Origin of the sequence: Klebsiella sp. CN_Kp113 (genome assembly GCF_040064585.1) — a bacterium.
GTDB lineage: Bacteria > Pseudomonadota > Gammaproteobacteria > Enterobacterales > Enterobacteriaceae > Klebsiella > Klebsiella michiganensis.
Map to the genome: position 1 here is coordinate 60,059 of NZ_JBEAID010000070.1, position 26,342 is coordinate 86,400.

Genomic DNA, 26,342 nt, shown 5'->3' on the forward strand with positions numbered 1-26,342 from the left:
GCGATGCCAGCGCGAATGTACTGCGCCAGGGCATGCCGGTTTAACACGCGGGCATAAAAAAACGCCGACACGAAGGCCGGCGTTTTTACCTTAAACGCGCGTTATTCAGGCCAGCGTACTGATTCGCGCCAGCTGCTCGAAGTAGTCCGGGAACGTTTTCGCCGTACACTTCGGATCAAGGATGGTGACCGGCGTATCGGAAAGCGCCACCAGCGAGAAGCACATTGCCATACGGTGGTCGTTATAGGTGCCGATCTCAGCAAACTGGAGCTTCGCGGGCGGAGTAATGCGGATGTAATCCTCCCCCTCTTCCACCTCTGCCCCCACTTTACGCAGCTCCGTGGCCATCGCAAACAGGCGATCGGTCTCTTTGACACGCCAGTTATAGATGTTGCGCAGCGTCGTGGTGCCCTTCGCGAACAGGGCCGCCGTGGCGATGGTCATCGCCGCATCCGGAATATGATTCATATCCATATCGATGGCGTTCAGTTCACCATGGGTGCAGGCAATGAAGTCATCGCCCCAGGTGACGGTTGCGCCCATTTTTTCCAGCACATCGGCAAAACGGATATCGCCCTGGACGCTGTTGCGGCCAATACCGGTGACTTTCACCGTTCCGCCCTTAATTGCGCCGGCGGCGAGGAAGTAGGATGCCGAGGAGGCATCGCCTTCAACCAGGTAGTCGCCCGGCGAGCGGTAGTGTTGATTGCCGCGTACGATAAAACGCTGGTAAGACTGATTTTCAACCTCAACGCCAAAGGTTTTCATCAGGTGCAGCGTAATATCAATATAAGGTTTGGAAACCAGATCGCCTTTAATCGCGATGACGGTATCCTGAGGCGCCAGCGGGGCGGTCATCAGGAGCGCGGTCAGAAACTGGCTGGAAACGCTGCCGTCCACTTCAACCTGGCCGCCGCTGAAACCGCCGCGCAGGCGCAGCGGCGGGTAGTTTTCCTGCTCCAGGTAATCAATCTGCGCCCCGCCCTGACGCAGCGCGTCAACCAGGTGGCCAATCGGCCGCTCTTTCATTCGCGGCTCGCCGGTCAGCACAATATCGTTACGGCCTAAACATAACGCCGCCGCCAGCGGACGCATCGCCGTTCCGGCATTACCGAGGAACAGTTCTAATGCTTCAGCCGCCTGCAGAGGGCCGCCGTTGCCGGTGACTTCACAGCGGGTACGATCGGAAGACAGGGTGTAATGAACTCCCAGCGCGCTCAGGGCATTCAGCATGTGGCGTACATCGTCGCTATCCAGCAGGTTGGTCAGCACCGTCGTGCCGCGGGCCAAAGCCGCCAGCAGCAAGGCACGGTTAGAGACACTCTTGGACCCGGGCAGGTTAATCGTGCCATCTACGCGTGCGATGGGTTGTAACGTCAGGGATTCCATTAAACTCAACTCTCAAACAAACAGAATAAAAACCCCGCAGACCGGCTGCGGGGATGAAAAAACGCGGCGGCGATTAACCGTGACGGCGTTCGAAGTCCTGCATAAAGTCGGTCAGCGCCTTCACGCCCGCCAGCGGCATGGCGTTATAGATGGAAGCACGCATGCCGCCCACGACGCGGTGGCCCTTCAGCGCATGCAAACCTGCGGCAAAGGACTCTTCGAGGAACAGTTTATCAAGCGCGCTGTCCGCCAGCTGGAACGGCACGTTCATGCGCGAGCGGTTCGCCGCAGCGACATCGTTGCGATAGAAACCGCTGTTATCGATGGTGCTATACAGTAGGTCGGCTTTCTGCTGGTTGATTTTATCCATAGCGGCAACGCCGCCCTGCTCTTTCAGCCATTTAAACACCAGACCTGACAGGTACCAGGCAAACGTCGGCGGCGTGTTAAACATGGAGTCATTGGCGGAAAGGATGGAGTAATCAAGAATCGACGGGCAGGCTACGCTGGCTTTACCCAGCAGATCTTCGCGCACAATAATCAGCGTCAGACCTGCGGGACCGATGTTTTTCTGCGCGCCCGCGTAGATCACGCCATAGCGGCTGACGTCAATTTCACGGGATAAAATCGTCGATGACAAATCCGCCGTGACGACCACATCGTCGCCAAAGTTTGGCGCTTCTTCAATGGCAATACCGTCAATGGTTTCGTTCGGGCAGTAGTGCAGATAGGCCGCGCCAGGGGTCAGCTGCCATTCGCTCATCGGCTTAACCGCGCGCAGGCCGTCAACGGTGATTTTGGCGTCGATCACGTTCGGCGTGCAGTATTTATGCGCTTCTTTTACCGCGCTGGCCGCCCAGTAGCCGGCATCGACGTAGTCGGCAACGGTTTTATCGCCAAGCAGGTTCAGCGGGATACCGGCAAACTGTCCGCGACCGCCGCCGTGGCAGAATAAAACTTTATAGTTGGAAGGAATATTGAGCAGGGAGCGAAAATCCTGTTCCGCTTCTTCAGCCACCTTAATGAACTCTTTACCACGGTGGCTGATTTCCATCACCGACGTCCCCAAACCGTTCCAGTCGCACAGTTCCTTTTGTGCCAGTTTGAGTACTTCCGCCGGCAGCATTGCCGGGCCTGAACTGAAGTTATAGACCTGAGCCATTTCCCCTCACCACTTGCTATGTTATTTACCCGCGAACCGTCGCGGGCATAAGTTATTCCTGTGGCTATCGGTTTTATCATTCAGTGACACGCACCGCAATGGCTAAAACTGAGCGTCGGGGAAATGCGGCCTCGCTCACACAAAAGAATCTGCCAGCTTGACGTCATAAAACCGACATAATTGCTGTCAGGTGACTCTTTTTGCCCGGCTGACCTTCGACCATTCTGCATTTGCGCAGCGAGGGCATAATTGTTTATCCCCGGCTCGTAGCGTAAGGATTGCGCTACAGCGAACGCAGGCATACTCGTCGTCCCGGGGTATCGTGGTAAAACGATCGGTAAAGCGGGAAGGAAGAATGGAGAGTCCGGCTTTAACATCGTCATCCTCATAGAAATAGAGGCTGATCTGCCCGTTGGTTTCCAGAATAGCCAGCCGCACCTGCCCCAGTTGCTCAACCCCGCTGATTCGCAGCTCCATAAAAAACTCAAATTCGGTCATGTTTTCCGCCTGCAGTTTCTCCCAGGCCAGCTCGCCGTTTTCCACAACAATAATCGGCTTACCCTCCAGCAGATCCTCCAGTTTTTCGCTATGCCCCATCAGCCACATAATCAATCGGTACAGCAGGGCCAGAGTGATAAAAACCGCCAGTACCGGCAGCATCGGAACGTCATCATAGAATGCGACGTCGCCCGCGGCCGAACCGAGGGTCAAAATGATGAGCACTTCGAACAGTGACATCTGACGAACGCCCCGCCGCCCGGTTATCTTGAGAAAAATAAATACCAGTACGAAGGTGTAGAGGCTCCGTAATGCCACCTCGGCCAGAAATTCCACGGGCACTTTATCCAGTGCCATACGATGCCAGTCAAATGTCTTCATGATTAACGCCTGAACAGTTATTGAGTGACATAAGCATAGCCAGACGATGGAGATAGCACCCGTCATCTAAAACCCGTATCATTGCGCGCTTTACGTACGATAAAAGTGACTGCCATGACTCAAACATTTATTCCCGGCAAAGATGCCGCCCTGGAAGATTCCATCGCTCGCTTCCAGCAGAAGTTGCACGACCTCGGATTCGATATTGAAGAGGCCTCATGGCTCAACCCGGTTCCGCACGTCTGGTCAGTGCATATCCGCGATAAAGAGTGCGCCCTGTGCTTCACCAACGGCAAAGGCGCCACCAAAAAAGCCGCGCTGGCCTCCGCGCTCGGAGAGTACTTTGAGCGTCTCTCGACCAACTATTTCTTTGCCGACTTCTGGCTGGGCGAGACTATCGCCAACGGTCCCTTCGTTCACTATCCGAATGAAAAATGGTTCCCGTTAACCGACGATGACGAAGTACCGGAAGGCCTGCTGGATACCCGCCTGCGCGCGTTCTACGATCCTGACGATCAGTTAACCGCCAGCATGCTGGTCGATCTGCAGTCAGGGAATGACGATCGCGGCGTCTGCGGTCTGCCGTTCACCCGCCAGTCTGATGGTGAAACGGTCTATATTCCGATGAATATTGTCGGCAACCTGTACGTTTCTAACGGGATGTCCGCGGGCAACACCCGCAACGAAGCCCGCGTTCAGGGCCTCTCAGAAGTGTTCGAACGGCATATTAAAAACCGCATTATCGCCGAAAGCATCAGTCTGCCGGAGATCCCGGCGGAGGTGATGGCGCGCTATCCGGGCGTAGTTGAATCGATCAATAAGCTGGAGGCCGAAGGTTTCCCGATTTTCGCTTATGACGGTTCGCTCGGCGGCAAATATCCGGTTATCTGCGTCGTGCTGTTTAACCCGGCTAACGGCACCTGTTTCGCCTCTTTCGGCGCGCATCCCGATTTCGGCGTGGCGCTGGAACGTACCGTTACCGAACTGCTCCAGGGCCGCAGCCTGAAAGATCTCGACGTCTTCACGCCACCCACCTTCGACGATGAAGAAGTTGCCGAACATGCGAACCTTGAAACGCACTTTATCGATTCCAGCGGCCTGATCTCCTGGGATATGTTTAAGCAGGATGCCGACTACCCGTTCGTGGACTGGAGCTTCTCCGGAACCACGGAGGAAGAGTTCGCCACCCTGATGGCTATCTTTAAACAAGAAGATAAAGAAGTTTACATCGCCGATTACGAACACCTGAGCGTCTACGCCTGCCGAATCATTGTCCCGGGCATGTCTGATATTTATCCGGCGGAAGACCTCTGGCTGGCAAATAACAGCATGGGCGCGCCTCTGCGGGAAACGATTCTTTCCCTGCCGGAAAGCGAGTGGGAAAAAGAAGATTATCTGGCGCTTATCGAACAAATGGATGATGAAGGCCTTGATGACTTCACCCGCGTGCGCGAACTGCTGGGTCTGGCGACCGGCAAAGACAACGGCTGGTATACGCTGCGCATTGGCGAGCTGAAAGCTATGCTCGCGCTGGCGGGCGGCGATCTCGAGCAGGCGCTAATCTGGACCGAGTGGACCATGGAGTTCAACGCTTCAATCTTTAGCGCCGAGCGCGCTAATTACTACCGCTGCCTGCAAACCCTGCTGCTGCTGAGCCAGGAAGAGGAGCGCCAGCCGCTGCAGTATCTGAACGCTTTTGTACGCATGTACGGCGCCGATGCCGTAGAAGCCGCCAGCGCCGCGCTGAGCGGAGAAGCGCCGTTCTACGGCCTGCAGGCAGTAGACAGCGACCTGCTCGCGTTCCCGGCTCATCAGTCGCTGCTGAAAGCCTACGAAAAGCTGCAGCGCGCAAAAGCAGCATTCTGGGGTAAATAAGCGCGCTTTACTGCCTGAATAACCCTATGATGGGGGCCGGCGAAGGCCCCCATTTTTATGTTTTCCGCAACCCCAAAGCCCGATTGTAGCCATAAAGTTAATTAGTGGTGAGAAATAATAAAATCCCACCGCAAATATTGTTAATTTTAATAAAAATACCCCATTTTAATTAACCGAAAAACGGGGGTAAAATGAAAATAATCAACATTATTTGTAAATTTTAAAATTTATTTTTTTATTAAAAAACAACAATTTAAACCAACATTAAGGCAAATCCACACACTCAAAAGGCCTATAGTTCCGGTAGGATATGATCTACATCAAATTCCCTTCTATAATGCTTTGTTAGTATCTCACCGCCAACTTACATAAAGAGAGAGTTAGTGTGAAAGCTGACAACCCTTTTGATCTTTTACTCCCTGCTGCCATGGCGAAAGTCGCCGAAGAAGCGGGTGTCTATAAAGCGACAAAACATCCGATAAAGACGTTTTATCTGGCGATCACCGCAGGTGTCTTCATCTCTATCGCTTTTGTTTTCTATATTACCGCGACAACCGGCACGGCCGGGATGCCATTCGGGGTTGCCAAACTGATTGGAGGCATCTGCTTCTCACTAGGTTTGATTCTCTGCGTTATTTGCGGTGCCGACCTGTTTACCTCAACCGTTCTTATCGTTGTCGCGAAAGCCAGCGGAAGAATCACATGGGGTCAACTGGCGAAAAACTGGCTCAACGTCTATGTTGGTAACCTGATTGGTTGCTTACTCTTTGTATTGCTGATGTGGCTTTCAGGCGAATATATGACTGCCAACGGTCAATGGGGACTTAACGTTCTGCAAACCGCCGACCACAAAATGCACCATACTTTTGTTGAAGCCGTGTGCCTGGGTATCCTGGCAAACCTGATGGTCTGCCTTGCGGTATGGATGAGCTACTCCGGCCGCAGCCTGATGGATAAAGCCATGATTATGGTTTTACCGGTGGCAATGTTTGTTGCCAGCGGGTTTGAGCATAGTATCGCGAACATGTTTATGATCCCGCTGGGTATCGTTATCCGCGACTTTGCAAGCCCGGAATTCTGGACCGCTGTCGGTTCAACTCCGGAAAGTTTCTCTCACCTGACCGTCATGAACTTCATCACTGATAACCTGATTCCGGTAACTATCGGGAACATCATCGGCGGTGGTCTGCTGGTTGGGTTGACATACTGGGTCATTTACCTGCGTGGCGACGACCATCACTAAGGGTTGTTTCAGGCAGTAAATAAAAAATCCACTTAAGAAGGTAGGTGTTACATGTCCGAGCTTAATGAAAAGTTAGCCACAGCCTGGGAAGGTTTTGCGAAAGGTGACTGGCAGAACGAAGTCAACGTCCGCGACTTCATCCAGAAAAACTATACCCCGTACGAAGGTGACGAGTCCTTCCTGGCTGGCGCAACTGACGCGACCACCAAGCTGTGGGACACCGTAATGGAAGGCGTTAAACAGGAAAACCGCACTCACGCGCCTGTTGATTTTGATACTTCCCTTGCATCCACCATCACTTCTCATGACGCTGGCTACATCGAGAAAGGTCTCGAGAAAATCGTTGGTCTGCAGACTGAAGCTCCGCTGAAACGCGCGATTATCCCGTTCGGCGGCATCAAAATGGTAGAAGGTTCCTGCAAAGCGTACAATCGCGAGCTGGACCCGATGCTGAAGAAAATCTTCACTGAATACCGCAAAACTCACAACCAGGGCGTGTTTGACGTTTACACCAAAGACATCCTGAACTGCCGTAAATCTGGCGTTCTGACCGGTCTGCCGGATGCCTATGGCCGTGGTCGTATCATCGGTGACTACCGTCGCGTTGCGCTGTACGGTATCGACTTCCTGATGAAAGACAAATACGCTCAGTTCGTCTCTCTGCAAGAGAAACTGGAAAACGGCGAAGATCTGGAAGGAACTATTCGTCTGCGCGAAGAAATCTCTGAACAGCACCGTGCGCTGGGTCAGATCAAAGAAATGGCGGCAAAATACGGCTGCGATATCTCTGGTCCGGCAACCACCGCTCAGGAAGCTATCCAGTGGACCTACTTCGGCTACCTGGCTGCCGTTAAATCTCAGAACGGCGCGGCAATGTCCTTCGGTCGTACCTCCAGCTTCCTGGACATATTCATCGAACGTGACCTGAAAGCCGGTAAAATCACCGAGCAAGACGCACAGGAAATGATTGACCACCTGGTCATGAAACTGCGTATGGTTCGTTTCCTGCGTACCCCTGAATATGATGAACTGTTCTCTGGCGACCCGATTTGGGCAACCGAATCTATCGGCGGTATGGGCGTTGACGGCCGTACTCTGGTCACCAAAAACAGCTTCCGTTTCCTGAACACCCTGTACACCATGGGGCCGTCTCCGGAGCCGAACATCACCATTCTGTGGTCTGAAAAACTGCCGCTGAGCTTCAAAAAATACGCCGCGAAAGTGTCCATCGATACCTCTTCTCTGCAGTACGAGAACGATGACCTGATGCGTCCTGACTTCAACAACGATGACTACGCTATCGCTTGCTGCGTAAGCCCGATGGTTGTTGGTAAGCAAATGCAGTTCTTCGGCGCGCGTGCTAACCTGGCGAAAACCATGCTGTACGCAATCAACGGCGGCGTTGATGAAAAACTGAAAATGCAGGTTGGTCCTAAATCTGAACCGATCAAAGGCGACGTTCTGAACTTCGACGAAGTGATGGACCGCATGGATCACTTCATGGACTGGCTGGCTAAACAGTACGTCACTGCGCTGAACATCATCCACTACATGCACGACAAGTACAGCTACGAAGCTTCCCTGATGGCGCTGCACGACCGTGATGTTATCCGCACCATGGCATGTGGTATCGCAGGTCTGTCCGTTGCGGCTGACTCCCTGTCTGCAATCAAATATGCGAAAGTTAAACCGATTCGTGACGAAAACGGTCTGGCTGTCGACTTCGAAATCGAAGGCGAATACCCGCAGTTTGGTAACAACGACTCTCGCGTCGATGATATGGCCGTTGACCTGGTTGAACGTTTCATGAAGAAAATTCAGAAACTGCACACCTACCGCAACGCTATCCCGACTCAGTCCGTTCTGACCATCACCTCTAACGTTGTGTATGGTAAGAAAACCGGTAACACCCCTGACGGTCGTCGCGCTGGCGCTCCGTTCGGACCGGGTGCTAACCCGATGCACGGCCGTGACCAGAAAGGTGCTGTTGCCTCTCTGACCTCCGTTGCGAAACTGCCGTTTGCTTACGCGAAAGATGGTATTTCTTACACCTTCTCTATCGTGCCGAACGCGCTGGGTAAAGACGACGAAGTTCGTAAAACTAACCTCGCCGGCCTGATGGATGGTTACTTCCACCACGAAGCGTCCATCGAAGGCGGTCAGCATCTGAACGTCAACGTCATGAACCGCGAAATGCTGCTCGACGCGATGGAAAACCCGGAAAAATATCCGCAGCTGACCATCCGCGTATCCGGCTACGCAGTACGTTTTAACTCCCTGACGAAAGAGCAGCAGCAGGACGTTATTACTCGTACCTTCACTCAGACCATGTAATGGTATTGACTGAAATCGTACAGTAAAAAGCGTACAATAAAGGCTCCACGCAAGTGGGGCCTTTTTAGCAATATCATCCTGCCCCAGTCTCTTTTGTCTGCTGTCTATACTTTATGGATAACAGCCAAAACAGACTCGACATAGCCTTTGAGCTGTGCATCTACATAGGCCCCGGATGGGCCAAATTCGGAGATATCACCGCAATGTCAACAATTGGTCGCATTCACTCCTTTGAATCCTGTGGCACCGTCGATGGCCCGGGGATCCGCTTTATCACCTTCTTCCAGGGCTGCCTGATGCGCTGCCTCTATTGCCACAACCGCGATACCTGGGATACCCACGGCGGCAAAGAGATTACCGTTGAAGAGCTGATGAAAGAGGTGGTGACCTATCGCCACTTTATGAACGCTTCCGGCGGCGGCGTGACGGCATCCGGCGGCGAGGCTATCCTGCAGGCCGAATTTGTTCGCGACTGGTTCCGAGCCTGTAAGAAAGAAGGTATTCATACCTGTCTCGATACCAACGGCTTTGTGCGCCGCTACGACCCGGTTATTGATGAACTGCTGGAAGTCACCGATCTGGTGATGCTCGACCTCAAGCAAATGAATGATGAAATTCACCAGAATCTGGTAGGCGTCTCTAACCATCGGACGCTGGAGTTTGCCCGTTACCTGTCAAACAAAAACATCAACGTCTGGATCCGCTACGTTGTGGTTCCGGGCTGGTCCGACGATGATGATTCAGCGCATCGCCTGGGCGAGTTTACTCGTGACATGGGCAACGTCGAGAAAATCGAACTGCTGCCGTACCACGAGCTGGGCAAGCACAAATGGGTAGCCATGGGCGAAGAGTACAAGCTGGACGGCGTCCATCCGCCCAAGAAAGAGACCATGGAACGCGTGAAGGGCATTCTGGAACAGTACGGTCATAAAGTGATGTACTAAAATCCCCGCCCGGTAGAGATTGCGCTACCGGGTGTTTCCCCAACAAAATCAGCGTCAGGACATAAAATATTCCGACAGCTTATTCGCCACGCTCTCAATCGAGAAAATGCGCTTCTGATGCGCTTTTCGGTATTCCGCATAGCGTTCATCCTGCTCTTCCAGCGCGCTGAGGATCCGGTCGGCCACCATCATTGCGCCGGCGATTTCCGCAAATCCCGACTCCCCTTCCCCCTGTAAAGCCACCGCCGCCTGAAGATTCCAGTCAGATAAACGGGCCAGCGGCGCAAACGTCCCGCGGGTCAGCGATAAAATTTTAACGCCCTGCTGCTTTGCCAGCGACAGGGCCTGCATCATATCCGCCGATGCCTGTTCGCTGTGAACGACGATGATGCCGGTTTTTTGACTGTCAGCCAGCAGCGGCATCGCCGCCGGATAGGAGCGATCGATAAAGCTGGCCGCCTTACCCATATTGATTAAATTCATCTGCAGGAACAACGCCACCGGCACCGCCGTGCCCACGGCATAAATAGCAATGCTGTTCAGGGTGTTAAGCCAGTCGGCCGCGGCTTTCAGCTCCTGGTTATCGACAATGGCATTACTGTCGCGAATGCTCGCCAGCACCGGCGCAATCTCTTCGCTCTCGTTGATACCGTGGTCTTCCGAGCGCGCGGCACCCTGCTCCATCGCCAGCGCGGTTCTGAAATCCGAGAAACCTTTAAAACCAAAGGCCCGACAAAAACGGGTGATGCTCCCCTCACTGGTATCAATGGAGTCGGCCAGTTCTGAAATCGTGTGACGCATCACAAAGTCAGGATTTTCCGTAATAAAACGGCCAACTTTCTCCAGTATCGGGCTTAGCCCTGAAGCTCCGTTTCTTATGCTTATCAACAAGTTATTGTCTATCTGGCTCATGTTTTGCCTTATTTGCTCAAAATGCAAACACAGTCACATCTTTCGTCCTGCCGCAAAGATAATAATTATTATCTCATACAAACAAATAAAAATAATTATTTTTACAAACAGGAGAACATCGAATGAAAGGTCTCATAGTCTGTCGTACCGGTATGGGCAGCTCCTTAATGCTCAAAATCAAAGCACAAAAAATCATCGACAAGCACGGCTGGAATATCGAGCTGGAGCATGACGTCCTCTCAGGGTTACGCACCTGGCGAGATATTGATTTTGTCATCACTATGCGCGATCTCACCGACGAAGTCGAAGCCGCCGGATTCAGAGCGGTCGGCATCACCGACCTGATGAACAGTGAAGAGATGGAGTCTGCGCTCACCGACATCGTTCAAAGCAACTAACCTCTCCCGGAGGCAATATGGATTTCCTCAGATTTATTGTATTCGACATTCTGGGCGTAACCCCACTTTTAGTTGGCTTTATTGCATTAATCGGCCTGTTAATCCAACGCAAGCCGATTGAAAAAGTCCTTTCCGGCACCTTCAAAACCATCGTCGGCTTCCTGGTTTTTGCCGGCGGCGCCGGTCTGGCAGTCACTTCCCTGGGTAACTTTCAGACCTTATTCAGCGATGGATTTGGCCTGAAGGGCGTCATGCCGCTGGCAGAAGCGCTAACCGGACTGGCGCAAACCAAATTCGCCATGTGCGTGTCGCTGATCATGGTGATTGGTTTTGGCTGGAACCTGTTTTTTGCCCGCGTGACGCCGTTTAAATACATCTTTCTTACCGGGCAACATAATCTTTATCTCTCCGCGCTGCTTACCGTAACGCTGAAGGCGCTGGGCTACAGCGACATGACGACCATCATTGTCGGCTCCGTGCTGCTGGGTCTCGCCGCCTGCCTCTATCCGGCCATTGCGCAGCCGTGGATGCGAAAAATTACCGGTAATGATGAGATAGCGATGGGGCACTACGTCACGCTGGCCTACGCCGCCTCCGGCTGGATTGGCGCAAAGGTCGGCGATCCGAAACAATCCACCGAAAAGCTGAATCTTCCCGGCTGGCTGGGGATCTTTAAAGATTACATCGTCTCGGTGTCGATCTCGGTGAGCATCTTCTACTACATCGCCGCGCTCGCTGCCGGAAAAGCCGCGGTCACCGCAGCGGCAGGCGGGATGCACTGGCTGGTTTACCCGCTCTTTCAGTCGCTGACCTTTACCGCTTCGCTGTACATCATCATTACCGGCGTACGCCTGCTGCTGTCAGAAATTGTTCCGGCCTTCCTCGGCATCTCGGAGAAGTTTATTCCTAACGCCAAACCCGCGCTCGACTGCCCGGTGGTCTTCCCCTACGCCCCGACCGCCACCGTGCTGGGGTTTATCTCTTCATTTGTCGGCGGGCTGGTGGTGATGGGCTTTCTGGCGATCCTTAGCCAAACCGTGATTATCCCGGTAGCCATTCCCTACTTCTTCATTGGCGCGACCGCAGCGGTATTTGGTAATGCCTCCGGCGGCTGGAAAGGCGCGATTGCCGGAAGCTTTATCACCGGGATCCTGATCGGCATCGGCCCGGCGCTGATTTACCCGATTATGGAATCCGTCGGTCTTTCAGGCACCAGCTTCCCGGAAACCGACTTCGTCGCTCTGGGTCTGGTCGTGTACTACATCGGTAAAATGCTGCCCTAAGAAGGAATGAACATGAACATTGATGAACTGAAATCCCACGCGCTTGCCGCCCGCCGCGAGATCGTCACCATGATTTACGAGTCCGGAGTTGGCCATCCGGGCGGGGCGCTGTCGATAATCGACGTGCTTACCTGGCTCTATTACCAGGAAGTCGATCTGGCCGCCTCCCCCCGCTCGCGCGTGGTGATGAGTAAAGGCCACGCCGTCGCCGCGCAGTACGCCATGCTGTATCAACAAGGCAAGATCGAGCGCAGCGAGTTCAATACGTTCCGACAGATCAACTCGCGCCTGCAGGGGCACCCGAGCATTAAGTCGCTGCCGGAAGTCGATGCGACAACCGGACTGCTTGGCCAGGGGCTGTCGATTGCTTTTGGTATGGCGGTCGCCAAAAAGCGGCGCAACGATCCGCACCGGGTATTTGCCATCGTTGGCGATGGCGAAATGCATGAAGGCCAAATCTGGGAAACCTTACAGCAGGCCGGGCATATGAAAATGGATAATCTGGTCGCCATCATCGATTACAACGGCTTCTCTTCCCACGATCCGGTCAATGACGTCATTAATCTCGAGCCGCTGGCGGACAAAATCCGCAGCTTTGGCTGGCATGTACTGGAACTGCACAACGGCAATGATATGCATCAGGTTGCCGATACCCTGATGCTATCCCGTCACCTGAAAGGTAAACCTGTCGCCATCGTGGCGCGCACCACCAAAGGTTCCGGCGTCAGCTATATGGAAAACAACGGCGACTGGCACTCAAAAACCCCGAGCAAAGAACAATTTCAGCAGGCGATGGAGGAGTTACAGTGATGAAAGCACCCCGTGATGAGATCGGGCATGCCCTGATTGCGCTAAAAGAAAAGGGCTATCCCGTTGTTGTTATCGACAGCGATTTAGCCAGCTCTACCCGTACCGACCAGTTTCAGGCCGTCTATCCTGAGGCCTTTTTCGAAATGGGCATTGCGGAAGGTTCCGCCATGAGCTTCGCGGTCGGCCAGGCGCTGGAAGGCTTTATGCCCTTCTATGTTAACTTTGCGATGTTCGTCACCGGCACCGCCTGGACCCAGCTGCGGCAGGCCTGCTATGCCAAAGCCAATATTAAACTCGTCGGTAGCCACCCCGGTATGGATGATGGCCCGGACGGCGCTTCGCACCATGCGCTGGAGGATTTAGCGCTGACCCGCGTCCTTCCGGGATTAACCGTCCTGACCCCGGCAGATGCGGAAGAAATCGCCGAGGCCTTCGAGCAGGCGGCAAAAATAAAGGGACCCGTTTATATTCGCGTGGCGCGCGAGCCGATGCCGGTTCGCGACAAAAGCGTCGTTCCCCGGGTCAGCGATATCGCCGCCATCGCCGACAGCGGCACGGATTTTGCGATTCTGTTTGAAGGAACGGTACTGGAACAGGCTACCGACGGCTATGAAAAGCTGCTCGCCAGCGGCAAAAAGGGCAAGCTTATTCACGTTGCAACCGTCAAACCCTTCAACCAGCAGGCGTTTTATCGGCTGGTCGAAGGCTGCCCGCTTATCGCTACGCTTGAAAATCACACCGTCAACGGCGGCCTCGGCGGCCTGATCGCGGAAACCCTGGCGCAAAAGGCACATCCGGCGCGCCTTACGCGTCTGGGAACGCAGGACACATTTACCGAATCGGGTAATAGCAGGCAGCTAAAAGCGAAATATGGCATCTCGGGAGACGCGCTGTTTAACGCGCTACGCTAACCACCAGGCGAGCCGGTCAGTTGGCGGTCGGCTCGCGCGTAAAGGGAACGTTTATGGAAGAGAGGCTATTTTCCGCCTGTCAGTTCACCAGCGACTGCCTGAGCTGGCGCAGCGCCGTTCATCTCGCCTGCCGCCCGCTTGAGGAGCAGGGAAAAATCACCGGGAGCTATGCCAGGGCTATTATCAGCGCCACGGAGCAGGATGGCCCCTGGTATATATTGAGCCCGGCGTTTGCGCTACCGCACGCGCGTCCAGAAGCCGGCGTGCTGAGCAGAAACAGCGCGCTTTCGCTGCTTTGCTGTAGCGAGGCCGTTGATTTTCCGGAGCATCCCGGCATTCGGCTGATAGTCGTACTGGCGGCGGCCGATAGTGAACAGCATATCCAGACCATCCAGCGGTTAGTCTGCTGGCTGGATGAGGGGGAGAGACTTCAGCGATACAGCACGGTGCAAAACCGGGCACAGTTTATTGCGCTTCTTGCGTCGCATTAATCCATAGCCAGGGACGTGCCCTGGCTATGTTCTGAAAAATCAGGCGTGCGCCACCGGCGTAGGATGGTGCCCCGCTTTGCGCAGCAGCGTCAGCAGGTAGATGAATGACACGCTGGCAATCATGATAAACAACAGATTGTCAGAGAAGTTCTGCATCAGCATGGCGGTCAGCGTCGGCCCAAGCAGGCTGCCCACGGTATAGCTCATTAACAGCGCCTGGTTCATCGCCACCAGCTGATGACGCTCAACTTTTTCGCAGGCCCAGGCCATAGCCACCGGATAGAGCGTGAAGCCGGAAGCGCCCAGCACGAACAGCGCGGGCGCCATTGCGGCCTGGCTTAACATCGCCAGACAGCCGAGAATCACCACAAACACCTGAACGCGCAGGACCAGCAGACGGCCGTAGCGATCGGCGAGCCGGCCAATCGGCCACTGCCCCACGATACCCGCGCTCACCATCACCGCCATCCAGAAGCCGATGCCGGAATCGCTAACGCCCTGGTGGTTGAGCCACAGCGGCATCAGGCCATACAGCGAACCGAGCACAATGCCGGAAATAATGCAGCCGTTGACGCCATGACGGGCCTGACGCAGCCTTAACATTGGCCAGATACGCGCCGGTTCGTGCGGCTCATCGGCCTGAGTCGCCACGCGAGCAAACAGCAGCGGCAGAATGGCCGCCAGCGCCAGCGCCGTCACCCACGGCAGAACGCTCATCAGATCCGTCGGCAGCTTGCTGACCATTAACTGGCCCAGCACCGTGCCGACGTAATAAATCATCATATACGCCGCCAGCAGGCGACCCCGGCTCCGCGAAGTGCCGCTACAGACCAGCGCGCTCTCCACCACCACCCAAATCATCGCGCAGCCGACGCCGGCGATAAAGCGCCAGCTGAACCAGCTCCAGAAACCCAGCGTAATACCAAGACCCACGCAGCCCACGGCAAAAATAACCGATGCCAGGTAATAGCTGCGGTTAAAGCCCAGACGCTTAATTACCCATCCGGCAAGCAATGTTCCCACCAGATTACCGGTAAAATAGGACGAGCCCACCATCCCGACCTGCCAGGTCGGCATATTTTCATGGGCGAGCCAAAGCGGGACGAGCGTATTTAAAACCGCTATCGCCAGGGTCAACAAAAGCAGGCCACAGAGCAGCATTTGCACTGGCCGGGTGTAGATGGTCATGGATATAAACCGTGATGGAGTTCAGATTTCGTGCGCATCATGCCACTGCTGCAAACATTGTCAATCCGCCTGAAATCAGGCGTGACGCGGTTTGCGGGGGAACGATAGAAGTTTTTTATCCAGCGGATCGACAACAGAATAGCTATTTATATTATTCCATTGTTTTTATTAATTTATTGGAAAATAGCGGTGGGAATATCGGTAGAAATATTTCATGAATCGACCGCACTTTTTATCGCGCCAGAATAAGGGTTTCTGGCGCGATAAAGGGCGATTAGCTGGCGATTGCCATTCCAACGGTCATATGCAGGCCGTAGAAGACGCCGCGGCCGATCGTCTCGCCGATCAGCACCAGCACAAAAGCCAGCCCCAGCATCGGCAGCGCAGGCTGGTAGCCTTTGAGCTGGGGGGCAATCCAGCAGACCAGCGCCAACGCCAGCGCAACCAGGCGCCACGCCATCAGCGAGCCGTAGGCTGGCACCAGCGCCGAGGCCTGCTGAATAGAGCTATGGATTGTCGCCAGCTCGCTGCCTTGCATCAGCACCACGATGGCGCTAATCACCAGCGCCAGCAGGGTCACCGCTGGCAGCAGGCGCATCGCCCAGCCGTTGACATCGGCAACGCGCAGCAGCAGATATCCCAGCAGCGGACCGCCGATAAACATCGTCAGGAAGAAGCTAAGCGGCGTCCAGACCGTATACCAGGTGGGTACCGTATCAATAGTGTTATAGACGCGGACCATCATCCAGACGAAGATAATCCCCAGCACCATGGTAATGACCAGCCAGAGATGACGCAGCCCCGCCGGTAGCTTATTGACCACCGCCAGCAGCCAGCCAATGCCGCCAACGGCGAAGAAAAGCGCCCCGCTGGCGATTTCGTTACTGAGCGACGAGGCGCCTACGCGATTAAGCGAGTTAAACGCGCGCATGGGCGACCCAAGATGCAGGGTTGAGGCAATAAAGCCCACGCCCATCAGCACCCACAGGCCAAACATGCTCCACACGACGCGCTGTTGCTGTTCACGCGATAAGTCGCCTTTCATTAGCGCCAGAGCCAGCACAATAAAGCCGCCCACCACGCACTGACCAAAGACCGTGAAAACAATCAGCGGCCATTCATGCCATCCACTCCCCATCTCACACCTCCTTCGGGTTGGCCAGGTAGCCGGTGGTATATCCACACGGTCGGCTGTTGGCGTTAGGTTTAATCACGATACTCGGTTTAGTGAAGTGGGCCGAAGGCAGCGGCGCAACGGCGGCCAGCTGGCCGTGTTTTTGGCGCAGCTCTTCAATCGGGCCGAAATCTAACGCGCGCAGCGGGCAAGATTCCACGCAAATCGGCTTTTTGCCGTCGGCGACGCGCTCGTGGCAGCCGTCGCATTTGGTCATATGACCTTTTGTCGCATTGTACTGCGGCGCGCCGTACGGGCAGGCCATATGGCAATAGCGACAGCCGATACAGACATCTTCATCGACAACGACAAAGCCATCTTCACGTTTATGCATCGCCCCGCTCGGGCAAACTTTGGTGCAGGCCGGATCCTCACAATGGTTGCAGGCAATAGAGAGGTAATAGGCAAAGACGTTTTGCTGCCAGACGCCGTTATCCTCCTGCCAGTCGCCGCCGGCGTATTCGTAGATACGACGGAAGCTCACTTCCGGCGTGAGGTTTTTATAGTCTTTACAAGCCAGTTCGCAGGTTTTGCAACCGGTGCAACGGGCGGAATCAATAAAAAATCCATATTGAGTTGTCATCGGTTACTCCTTACAGCTTTTCAACCTGGACGAGGTTGCTATGCGATGGATTGCCTTTCGCCAGCGGCGACGGGCGTTGGGTGGTCAGCACGTTAATGCAGCCAGCCTGATCCACGCGGCCTGCGTCCGGGTTATACCAGGCCCCCTCACCCAGCGCGACCACGCCCGGTATCATGCGCGGGGTCACTTTGGCCTCGATATGCACTTCACCGCGATCGTTAAAAATGCGGATCCGATCGCCATTGGCGATACCGCGCTTCTGTGCATCAAGCGGGTTGATCCACATCTCCTGACGGCAGGCGGCTTTCAGTACGTCAACGTTGCCGTAGGTGGAGTGTGTGCGGGCTTTATAGTGAAAACCGGTCAGCTGCAGCGGATACTTTTTCGCCAGCGGATCGTCATAGTTTTCAAACCCAGGGCTGTATATCGGCAGCGGGTCGATAACATCCTCTTCTTTCAGCTCCCAGGTCGCGGCAATTTCCGCCAGCTGCGCAGAGTAGATTTCAATTTTCCCTGACGGCGTCGTGAGCGGACTGGCGGCGGGATCTTCGCGGAAAGCTTTATAGGCAACGTGGTGGCCTTCCGGATCGCGCTGTTTGAAGATTCCCTGCTTGCGGAATTCATCAAACGGCAGCAGCGCCGGGATCGCTTTACGGGATTGCTCATAGAGGTGACGCAGCCACTCTTCCTGAGTGCGGCCTTCGGTGAAACGTTGCTCAACGCCCATGCGCTTCGCCAGCTCCGTGGTCATCTCATAGATGGTTTTGCATTCAAAACGCGGCTTGATGGCCCGATCGGCAAAAATCACGTATGACATGTTGCCGCAGGAGGCATCGAGGGCAAAATCCATCTGCTCCGAAGCCGTACAGTCCGGCAGCAGAATATCGGCATATTTCGCCGAGGAGGTCATATGGCAATCAATGACCACAATCATCTCGCACTTCTTGTCATCCTGAAGGATGTCATGGGTACGGTTAATCTCTGAATGCTGGTTGACCAGGCAGTTACCGGCATAGTTCCAGACCATTTTAATAGGCACGTCGAGCTTATCTTTGCCGCGCACGCCGTCGCGCAGTGCGGTCATTTCCGTCCCGCGCTCAATCGCATCGGTCCACATAAACATGGAAATACTGGTTTCCACCGGATTATCCAGCGTCGGCATACGTTCAAAAGGCAGGGAGTAAGAACCTTCACGCGCGCCGGTATTGCCGCCGTTAATCCCGACGTTGCCGGTTAAGATTGCCAGCATGGAAATCGCGCGGGAAACCAGCTCACCGTTGGCATGTCGCTGTGGGCCCCAGCCCTGAGAAATATAGGCAGGTTTAGCGCTGGCGATTTCGCGCGCCAGCTGCACGATACGCGCCTGGGGAATGCCGGTAATCGTCGACGCCCACTCAGGGGTCTTCGCGATACCGTCTTTGCCCTGACCGAGAATATAGGCCTTATAGTGGCCATTGGCCGGCGCCCCTTCCGGCAGCGTTTTCTCGTCATAGCCTACGCAGTACTTGTCGAGGAAAGGCTGGTCAACGAGGTTCTCGTTAATCATCACCCACGCCAGCGCGGAGACCAGCGCGGCATCGGTTCCCGGGCGGATAGGGATCCACTCGTCTTCGCGTCCGGCGCCGGTGTCGGTATAGCGTGGATCGATAATAATCAGCCTGGCGTTGGATTTCTCCCGCGCCTGTTCCAGGTAGTAGGTCACCCCGCCGCCGCTCATGCGGGTTTCCCCGGGGTTGTTGCCAAACAGCACCACCAGCTTGCTGTTTTCGATATCCGACGGGCTATTGCCATCGGCCCAGCCGCCGTAGGTGTAGTTCAGTCCCGCGGCAATTTGCGCGGTGGAGTAGTCGCCATAATGGTTGAGATAGCCGCCGCAGCAGTTCATCAGGCGGGCAATCAGGGTTTTCCCCGGTGGCCATGAGCGAGTCAAGGTTCCGCCGAGGGTTCCCGTTCCGTAGTTCAGATAGATGGACTCATTACCGTACTCTTTTATCAGACGCTGCATATTGCTGGCGATAGTATCGAACGCTTCTTCCCAGCTGATTTGCTCGAATTTGCCCTCGCCGCGTTTGCCCACGCGCTTCATCGGATATTTCAGGCGGTCCGGGTTGTAGACGCGTCGACGCATCGAGCGGCCGCGCAGACAGGCGCGAACCTGATGCAGACCGTCGTAGCTATCGTCGCCGGTATTGTCCGTTTCAACATATTTTATCTCACCACCCACCACATGCATCCGCAGCGGGCAGCGGCTGCCGCAGTTCACCGTACAGGCGCTCCAGGTGACCGTTTCGCTGGCGGGGTTGAGGCTGTCTGCGGCTTGGGCAATGCGCGTGAAGGGTAAGGTAAAAGCGCTGCTGGCCATCGCCAGCCCGCCAATCGCCGTGGTTTTCATTAAACCACGCCGGCTCACCTCAGCAGCCAGTAAAGCATCGGAGGTTTTGGTTTTCATAGATACTCGCTTTGGTTGCTCACAATTAACTTAATGCCGTTATATAGTTATATATACAACGAAATTAACCTTTATTAGTTTTTTATCCTGTTTAATCCAAAGGGAGTATCTTCGTAATCGCGAAGGCGATTATTGCCCGGTATCAAGAAGGGGGTAAAAAAAAAGCGCCCGCAGGCGCTTTTGAGAAGAGCGTTGAAAAATCAGCCGATAAATTCAAGGCCGCGCATATACGGGCGCAGAACTTCCGGGATCTCGATGCGACCATCCGCCTGCTGATAGTTTTCCATCACCGCGACCAGCGTACGTCCAACCGCCAGGCCAGAACCGTTCAGCGTGTGTACGAGGCGAGTTTTCTTGTCAGATTTGCTGCGGCAGCGTGCCTGCATGCGACGCGCCTGGAAATCCCAGACGTTGGAGCAGGAAGAGATCTCACGATAGGTATTCTGCGCCGGCACCCACACTTCCAGATCGTAGGTTTTGCATGCGCTGAAGCCCATATCGCCCGTGCACAGAGCCACTTTACGATACGGCAGACCCAGCAGTTGCAGCACTTTCTCGGCGTGGCCGGTCATCTCTTCCAGCGCCGCCATGGAATCTTCCGGACGTACAATCTGCACCATCTCGACTTTGTCGAACTGGTGCATACGGATCAGACCGCGGGTATCGCGGCCGTAAGATCCGGCTTCAGAGCGGAAGCACGGCGTATGCGCGGTCATTTTGATCGGCAGATCGTCTTCATCAATGATTTCATCGCGAACCAGGTTGGTCAGCGGAACTTCCGCCGTCGGGATCAGCGCGTAGTTGCTGCTGTCGGCTTCTTCTTCCAGCGGACGGGTATGGAACAGGTCGCCGGCGAATTTCGGCAGCTGACCGGTACCGTACAGCGTGTCCTGGTTAACCAGATACGGGACGTAGTTTTCGCTGTAGCCGTGCTGTTCGGTATGCAGATCCAGCATAAACTGCGCCAGCGCGCGGTGCAGGCGTGCCAGCTGGCCCTTCATGACCACAAAGCGAGAACCGGTCAGCTTCACGGCGGCGGCAAAATCCAGCCCTCCGTGCATTTCGCCCAGCGTGACGTGATCGCGAACGTCAAAATCGAACTCGCGCGGGGTTCCCCAGCGGCTGACTTCAACGTTGTCGTTTTCGTCGCGACCGGCCGGAACGTCGTCGTGCGGGATATTAGGGATAGCCAGCGCGATATCGCGGATCTCCGCCAGCAGCGCGTCCAGCTCGGTCTTAGCGGCATCAAGCTGCTCGCCGAGTTTGTTCACTTCCAGGCGTAATGGCTCAATATCTTCCCCGCGCGCTTTCGCCTGGCCAATGGATTTCGATCGGGAGTTGCGCTCCGCCTGCAGGTTTTCAGTTTGAACCTGCAGAACTTTACGACGCTCTTCCAGAGCGCGAAGTTTATCTACATCCAGCTTAAAGCCCCGGCGTGCCAGTTTTTCTGCGACTGCGTCTGGCTCGGTACGCAGCAGATTGGGATCGAGCATGCTTATCCTGTGCTTATCGAATTAATAAAAGAAAAATGGCCGCAGAGCGCGACCACGGAAATAGTGTGACAACCTTACCGCAACGCCTCAATTATCGGTAGCGTTTTATCGGGCTATTTTGATCCTGTTCGGTTAACCAGGCGAGCTTTTCGCCTATTTTGCCCTCCAGCCCCCGGTTTGTCGGCTTATAATAGCGCGTTTGCGCCATTTCCTGCGGGAAGTACTGCTCCCCGGCGGCATAAGCATTCGGTTCATCGTGAGCATAGCGATACTCTTGCCCGTAGCCCATCTCTTTCATCAGCTTCGTTGGGGCATTGCGCAAATGAACCGGGACGTCGTAATCGGGACGTTCGCGGGCGTCGGCCATCGCCGCTTTAAACGCAGTGTAAACCGCGTTGCTTTTGGGTGCACAGGCAAGATAGACAATGGCCTGAGCAATTGCCCGTTCGCCTTCCGCCGGTCCGACACGGGTAAAGCAGTCCCATGCGGAGATCGCAACCTGCATCGCGCGCGGATCGGCGTTGCCGACATCTTCCGAGGCAATCGCCAGGCAGCGGCGGGCAACGTAGAGCGGATCGCCGCCGGCGGTAATAATCCGCGCGTACCAGTAGAGGGCGGCGTCCGGGGCGCTGCCGCGAACCGATTTGTGCAGTGCGGAGATTAAATCGTAAAAGCGATCGCCTTTGTTGTCGAAACGCGCGCTGCGCTCACCGGCAATTTCAGTCAGCAGCTCAACTTTCAGCACGCGATTGCCGGAGGCGTCGGCTTCGGCCATATCGGCCATCATTTCCAGCGTATTCAGCGCCCGGCGCGCATCACCGTTGACAAGGTCGGCGATGGCCTTGCGCGTCTCGTCCGGCAGGACGATATTTTGCCCGCCGTAGCCGCGCGTTTTGTCGCTCATCGCCTGGTTGAGCACCTGCTCGATGTCGTCGCTGGTCAGCGACTTCAGCAGATAAACGCGCGCGCGGGATAACAGCGCGGAATTGAGTTCAAAGGAGGGATTTTCCGTCGTCGCGCCGATAAAGGTGATGGTCCCGTCTTCAATATGCGGCAGAAAGGCGTCCTGCTGGCTTTTATTGAAACGGTGCACTTCGTCGACAAACAGGATCGTGCGGCGACCCGCGTTGCGGTTTTGGCGCGCGCGTTCAATGGCCTCGCGGATCTCTTTCACCCCGGAGGTCACAGCTGAAATACGTTCAACGTCGGCGCTGGCGTAGCGCGCAATCACTTCGGCCAGGGTGGTTTTTCCTGTCCCGGGCGGCCCCCAGAGAATCATCGAGTGAAGATGCCCGGCCTCAATCGCCCTCGGTAAGGGTTTACCCGGCGCCAGCAGGTGCTGCTGGCCAATGTACTGCGCTAAATTTTCTGGCCGCATACGGGCGGCCAGAGGTTGAAACGCGTTATCGGAAAAATCGAGCGACAGGTTGCTCACGTTCGCCTCTATTTACGTTGATCGTCCACCGTAACCCCTTGCGGCGGCGTAAAGGTGAACTTAGATGCATCCACGGCACCATTTTGTTGCGATTTCAGCTGATAGCTGCTGCGTTGATCGTCCTGTTCCACGGCGCTAAACTGATGAATCGTACCGTCGCGACCCACGTTGATGGTGAACTGCTTCAGATTACCGCTGCCGTTTTTCGGCGTCAGAACAAAATCGTCACCGTTCTGCTTAATGTTGTAGTTCTGCCAGTCGCTGGCCTGATTGCGGGCAATCAGCATAAACGGCGTGTTGCTGGTCGCATCTTTCAGCCAGGTAGCGGTAGCCTGCTCAACAAACGGGTTGTAAAACCACAGCGTTTTGCCGTCGGAAACCAGCACGCTTTCATCCGGCTGGGTCATATGCCAGTTGAACAGATTAGGCCGCTTGACCCACAGGTCCCCCTGCCCGTCCTGCACGGCATTACCACTGCCGTCCGTCACTTTCTGCGTAAAGCTGGAGTGGAAGCTGCTCACTTTATCAAGGCGGCTTTTTAAATCGCTGGCGGCATCCGCCCATACCTGACTGACGACAAAACTGGACAGTAATGCACAGGTGATTGCGAGTTTTTTCATTGTTATTCCTTAATGTGCGTCACTCCCGACGCGGGAGCCTGGTCTGCTGCTAATGTAGAACGGCCAACGGCCGTAAAACAGCAGAACAGGCTGATTTTCACTTATTTACCCAACTTTGCGGTTACTCAAAAGGCGGCGGCGCCAGCACTTCACGGTTACCGTTATGCCCCTGCTCGCTCACGATCCCCTGAGCTTCCATTTGCTCAATGATACGCGCGGCGCGGTTATAGCCAATGCGGAACTGACGCTGTACCCCAGATATGGAGGCTTTGCGTTTTTCCGTCACAAAGTTGACGGCCTGATCGAACAGCGGATCGAGCTCTTCACCGCCCTCGTAGCCACCGCCGCCGCCTTCGCTTTCGCTATCGGAGGTAATGCCATCGACATACTGCGGACGCCCGCGCGCCTTCCAGTCCTGAACGACGGCGTGAACTTCCTCGTCGCGTACAAAAGCGCCGTGGACGCGCACAGGGATCGTCGAGTTAGGCGCGGAGTAGAGCATATCGCCCATTCCCAGCAGTGATTCCGCACCGCCCTGGTCAAGGATAGTACGTGAGTCAATTTTACTCGATACGGTAAAGGCGATACGCGTCGGGATGTTGGCTTTAATCAGGCCGGTGATAACGTCAACCGACGGTCGCTGGGTCGCCAGCACCAGGTGGATCCCCGCGGCGCGCGCTTTCTGCGCCAGGCGCGCAATCAGCTCTTCCACTTTCTTGCCGACGGTCATCATCAGGTCGGCAAACTCGTCGACCAGCACCACGATGTAAGGCTCTTTTTTCAGTACCGGATGCGTCGCATCCATACTGTCGCCAGGCTTCCAGTAAGGATCCGGAATGGGCCGTCCCATACGTGCGGCTTCAGCAATCTTCTCGTTATAACCCGCGAGATTACGTACGCCCAGCGCAGACATGAGTTTATACCGGCGCTCCATCTCGTTGACGCTCCAGCGCAAAGCATTGGCCGCGTCTTTCATATCCGTCACGACTTCCGTTAACAGATGCGGTATTCCCTCATAGACCGACAGCTCGAGCATTTTCGGGTCAATCATGATGAATTTCACGTCTTCCGGCTGCGCTTTATAGAGCATGCTGAGGATCATGGCGTTGACCCCAACGGATTTACCGGAACCGGTGGTACCCGCTACCAGCAGGTGCGGCATCTTCGCCAGATCGGCAGTGACAGGTTCGCCCGCAATGTCTTTCCCGAGGACCACCGTGAGCGGTGAAGGATTATCGCGGAATTTCGCATTATCCAGCACTTCGCGCAGGTAAACGGTCTGGCGCTTTTTGTTAGGCAGCTCCAGGCCAACGTAGGGTTTACCCGGAATCACTTCCACCACGCGAACCGCCGCAGTGGACAGAGAACGGGCCAGATCGCGCGACAGGTTGGAAATGCGCGCCGCTTTCACGCCCGGCGCCAGGTTAAGCTCAAAGCGGGTAATAACCGGGCCAGGTGAGTAGTTCACCACATCGGCTTTAATGCGGAAATCGGCCAGACGAGCTTCAACCAGACGCGCCATTTGCTCAAGCGCAAAGGTATCGATCGGCTCAACTTCAGCCGGTGGCGGCGTGAGCAGGTCAAGCGAGGGCAGCAGCGTTGTCGGCTTCTGTAATGGGCGACTGTCGCCATTGCGCATCAACAGCGGGTGAATGAGACTTTCCTGCGGCTGCGGGATCGGCTGCTGCGGATAGCTGCCAGGAGCCTGCTGCGGCATCGGCTGATGGTGAACCGGCTGCTGCGGCGCGGGTTGATAAGACTGCTGCTGCGCATGTTGCGGCGGCTGAGGCATCTGCTGGTGCGGCATCTGCTGCTGTACGGGCTGCGAATGCTGGGCCGGCTGCTGATTCTGCGGGGCAGGCTGCTGTACTTCCGGCAACGGCGTGAAGACAGGCTCGCTCGGCGTATCATCAACTAACGTTTTCATTGGCGAGAATTCATAATCCGCCGCAGAGAACGGATGCGATCCCGGCGGCTGCTCGCTGGCGTAGCGCTGCTGCTGGGAAGCGGCAAACTGACGGGCAAGTTCGGCTTCAGCGGCAGAATCCTCGTCTACATCAGCCTCTTCCGCAGCGTAGCTATCGCCATAGCGCTGATTTTGCGCAGCCGCGAACTGACGCGCCAGCTCACCCTGCTCAAGCTCTGCAACTTCCTCGTCCGTCAGCGCATCGTCATCATAGTGCTGATGCTCTGCCTGACGCGCACGTTCTTCAGCCAACCGCTGCGAAGGCAGCTTAATGCCATAGGAAGCCAGCTCACGGCGCGTGGGCACGCGAACGCGGTTTGGACGCGGCAATTTCGGGCCTATGCCCTCTTTTACCTGCGCACGCGGGCCGCCTGACGCCGGGCTAAATAGCGGCGCGGCGCTGGATGCGGCAGATGCGACGGAGGCCGCCCCTGTGGCCTGATGGACGCCAGCCGCCAGCGCGCTCACCGCGGCAACATCAGCCGCCGGAGCAGGCGGAGGCGCGATCGGTTTTGTCGCAACCGGACTGACCGGCTCCGGAATCGGCTGATACCATGCGGCAAGCTGCTCGCGTTCACGCGCGCGTTTCTCTTCCACTTCTTCGAAGTAGTACATCGGCGGACGCTGAGGCTTCACCTCCTCTTGCGGAGGCTCAGGCTCAACGGAGGCGGCGTAAGGCTCAGGCTGCTGTACCGGGGCCTGTTCCGGCTGGTACGCGTGCTGCGGCTGGTAAGCCGGTTCCAGCTGGTACGCTGGCTGCTGTACCGGGGCCTGTTCCGGCTGGTACGCATGCTGCGGCTGGT

The 26,342-nt window shown here is 55.5% G+C and carries 21 protein-coding genes; 9 read left to right on the forward strand and 12 right to left on the reverse strand.

Annotated features, from left to right (window positions below):
* Positions 1-105: 105 nt before the first annotated feature.
* From aroA to ABLV30_RS27685, 3 genes are all read right to left on the reverse strand, one after another.
* The gene (gene aroA, locus ABLV30_RS27675) at positions 106-1,389 is read right to left on the reverse strand and encodes a 3-phosphoshikimate 1-carboxyvinyltransferase (RefSeq protein WP_004849473.1); all 1,284 of its coding nucleotides are present in this window, start codon (positions 1,387-1,389) and stop codon (positions 106-108) included.
* A gap of 73 nt (positions 1,390-1,462) precedes the next feature.
* Complete coding sequence (gene serC, locus ABLV30_RS27680; RefSeq protein ID WP_004849472.1) at positions 1,463-2,551, reverse strand: 3-phosphoserine/phosphohydroxythreonine transaminase; 1,089 nt, start codon at positions 2,549-2,551, stop codon at positions 1,463-1,465.
* Positions 2,552-2,737: 186 nt separating this feature from the next.
* Positions 2,738-3,430: a DUF421 domain-containing protein gene (locus ABLV30_RS27685; protein WP_014228639.1), complete on the reverse strand. Its 693-nt coding sequence runs from the start codon at positions 3,428-3,430 to the stop codon at positions 2,738-2,740.
* A 114-nt stretch (positions 3,431-3,544) separates the two neighbouring features.
* Between ABLV30_RS27685 and ycaO the strand changes: the two genes are divergently transcribed.
* The 4 genes from ycaO (at position 3,545) to pflA (ending at position 9,826) form a co-directional block, all read left to right on the forward strand.
* Positions 3,545-5,305: a 30S ribosomal protein S12 methylthiotransferase accessory factor YcaO gene (gene ycaO / locus ABLV30_RS27690; RefSeq protein WP_014228638.1), complete on the forward strand. Its 1,761-nt coding sequence runs from the start codon at positions 3,545-3,547 to the stop codon at positions 5,303-5,305.
* Between the two features lie 385 nt (positions 5,306-5,690).
* Positions 5,691-6,548, forward strand: a complete 858-nt coding sequence (focA, locus tag ABLV30_RS27695; RefSeq protein ID WP_004849465.1) for a formate transporter FocA — start codon at positions 5,691-5,693, stop codon at positions 6,546-6,548.
* A gap of 51 nt (positions 6,549-6,599) precedes the next feature.
* Positions 6,600-8,882 carry a formate C-acetyltransferase gene (gene pflB / locus ABLV30_RS27700; RefSeq protein WP_014228637.1) on the forward strand — a complete coding sequence of 761 codons (2,283 nt, stop codon included), beginning with the start codon at positions 6,600-6,602 and terminating at the stop codon, positions 8,880-8,882.
* A 203-nt stretch (positions 8,883-9,085) separates the two neighbouring features.
* A complete protein-coding gene (gene pflA / locus ABLV30_RS27705; RefSeq protein ID WP_004871674.1) occupies positions 9,086-9,826 on the forward strand; it encodes a pyruvate formate lyase 1-activating protein in 741 nt (246 codons plus the stop codon).
* 54 nt (positions 9,827-9,880) lie between these two features.
* Here pflA and ABLV30_RS27710 read toward each other — a convergent pair whose 3' ends face one another.
* On the reverse strand, positions 9,881-10,738 hold the full coding sequence (locus ABLV30_RS27710; RefSeq protein ID WP_014837957.1) for a MurR/RpiR family transcriptional regulator: 858 nt from the start codon (positions 10,736-10,738) through the stop codon (positions 9,881-9,883).
* A gap of 122 nt (positions 10,739-10,860) precedes the next feature.
* Between ABLV30_RS27710 and ABLV30_RS27715 the strand changes: the two genes are divergently transcribed.
* From ABLV30_RS27715 to ABLV30_RS27735, 5 genes are read left to right on the forward strand one after another with little or no spacing between them, the layout of a single operon-like run.
* Entirely contained in the window at positions 10,861-11,136 is a 276-nt protein-coding gene (locus ABLV30_RS27715; protein WP_014228635.1) for a PTS sugar transporter subunit IIB, read from the forward strand.
* A gap of 17 nt (positions 11,137-11,153) precedes the next feature.
* Positions 11,154-12,419 (forward strand): PTS ascorbate transporter subunit IIC, encoded by a 1,266-nt coding sequence (locus tag ABLV30_RS27720; protein WP_232553425.1) that lies wholly within the window; start codon positions 11,154-11,156, stop codon positions 12,417-12,419.
* Between the two features lie 12 nt (positions 12,420-12,431).
* Complete coding sequence (locus ABLV30_RS27725) at positions 12,432-13,229, forward strand: transketolase (RefSeq protein ID WP_232553426.1); 798 nt, start codon at positions 12,432-12,434, stop codon at positions 13,227-13,229.
* Complete coding sequence (locus tag ABLV30_RS27730; RefSeq protein ID WP_025107510.1) at positions 13,229-14,140, forward strand: transketolase C-terminal domain-containing protein; 912 nt, start codon at positions 13,229-13,231, stop codon at positions 14,138-14,140. Before ABLV30_RS27725 ends, ABLV30_RS27730 begins: the two co-directional genes overlap by 1 nt.
* Positions 14,141-14,193: 53 nt before the next feature.
* Positions 14,194-14,631 (forward strand): PTS sugar transporter subunit IIA, encoded by a 438-nt coding sequence (locus tag ABLV30_RS27735; protein WP_048261072.1) that lies wholly within the window; start codon positions 14,194-14,196, stop codon positions 14,629-14,631.
* A gap of 39 nt (positions 14,632-14,670) precedes the next feature.
* Here the strand turns inward: ABLV30_RS27735 and ABLV30_RS27740 are convergent, their stop codons facing one another.
* From ABLV30_RS27740 to ftsK, 8 genes are all read right to left on the reverse strand, one after another.
* Positions 14,671-15,819, reverse strand: a complete 1,149-nt coding sequence (locus ABLV30_RS27740) for an MFS transporter (RefSeq protein WP_009653261.1) — start codon at positions 15,817-15,819, stop codon at positions 14,671-14,673.
* A gap of 274 nt (positions 15,820-16,093) precedes the next feature.
* The gene (locus ABLV30_RS27745; RefSeq protein WP_025107512.1) at positions 16,094-16,957 is read right to left on the reverse strand and encodes a dimethyl sulfoxide reductase anchor subunit family protein; all 864 of its coding nucleotides are present in this window, start codon (positions 16,955-16,957) and stop codon (positions 16,094-16,096) included.
* Between the two features lies 1 nt (position 16,958).
* Entirely contained in the window at positions 16,959-17,576 is a 618-nt protein-coding gene (locus tag ABLV30_RS27750) for a DMSO/selenate family reductase complex B subunit (RefSeq protein WP_265800513.1), read from the reverse strand.
* A gap of 10 nt (positions 17,577-17,586) precedes the next feature.
* Positions 17,587-20,025: a dimethylsulfoxide reductase subunit A gene (gene dmsA, locus ABLV30_RS27755; protein ID WP_265800512.1), complete on the reverse strand. Its 2,439-nt coding sequence runs from the start codon at positions 20,023-20,025 to the stop codon at positions 17,587-17,589.
* Positions 20,026-20,225: 200 nt separating this feature from the next.
* Complete coding sequence (gene serS / locus ABLV30_RS27760; RefSeq protein ID WP_009653254.1) at positions 20,226-21,518, reverse strand: serine--tRNA ligase; 1,293 nt, start codon at positions 21,516-21,518, stop codon at positions 20,226-20,228.
* A 91-nt stretch (positions 21,519-21,609) separates the two neighbouring features.
* Complete coding sequence (rarA, locus tag ABLV30_RS27765; RefSeq protein ID WP_004849446.1) at positions 21,610-22,953, reverse strand: replication-associated recombination protein RarA; 1,344 nt, start codon at positions 22,951-22,953, stop codon at positions 21,610-21,612.
* An 8-nt stretch (positions 22,954-22,961) separates the two neighbouring features.
* Entirely contained in the window at positions 22,962-23,573 is a 612-nt protein-coding gene (gene lolA, locus ABLV30_RS27770; protein ID WP_004130911.1) for an outer membrane lipoprotein chaperone LolA, read from the reverse strand.
* 121 nt (positions 23,574-23,694) lie between these two features.
* Positions 23,695-26,342 (reverse strand): DNA translocase FtsK (gene ftsK / locus ABLV30_RS27775; RefSeq protein ID WP_348865707.1); only part of this gene is annotated, 2,648 nt, incomplete at its 5' end.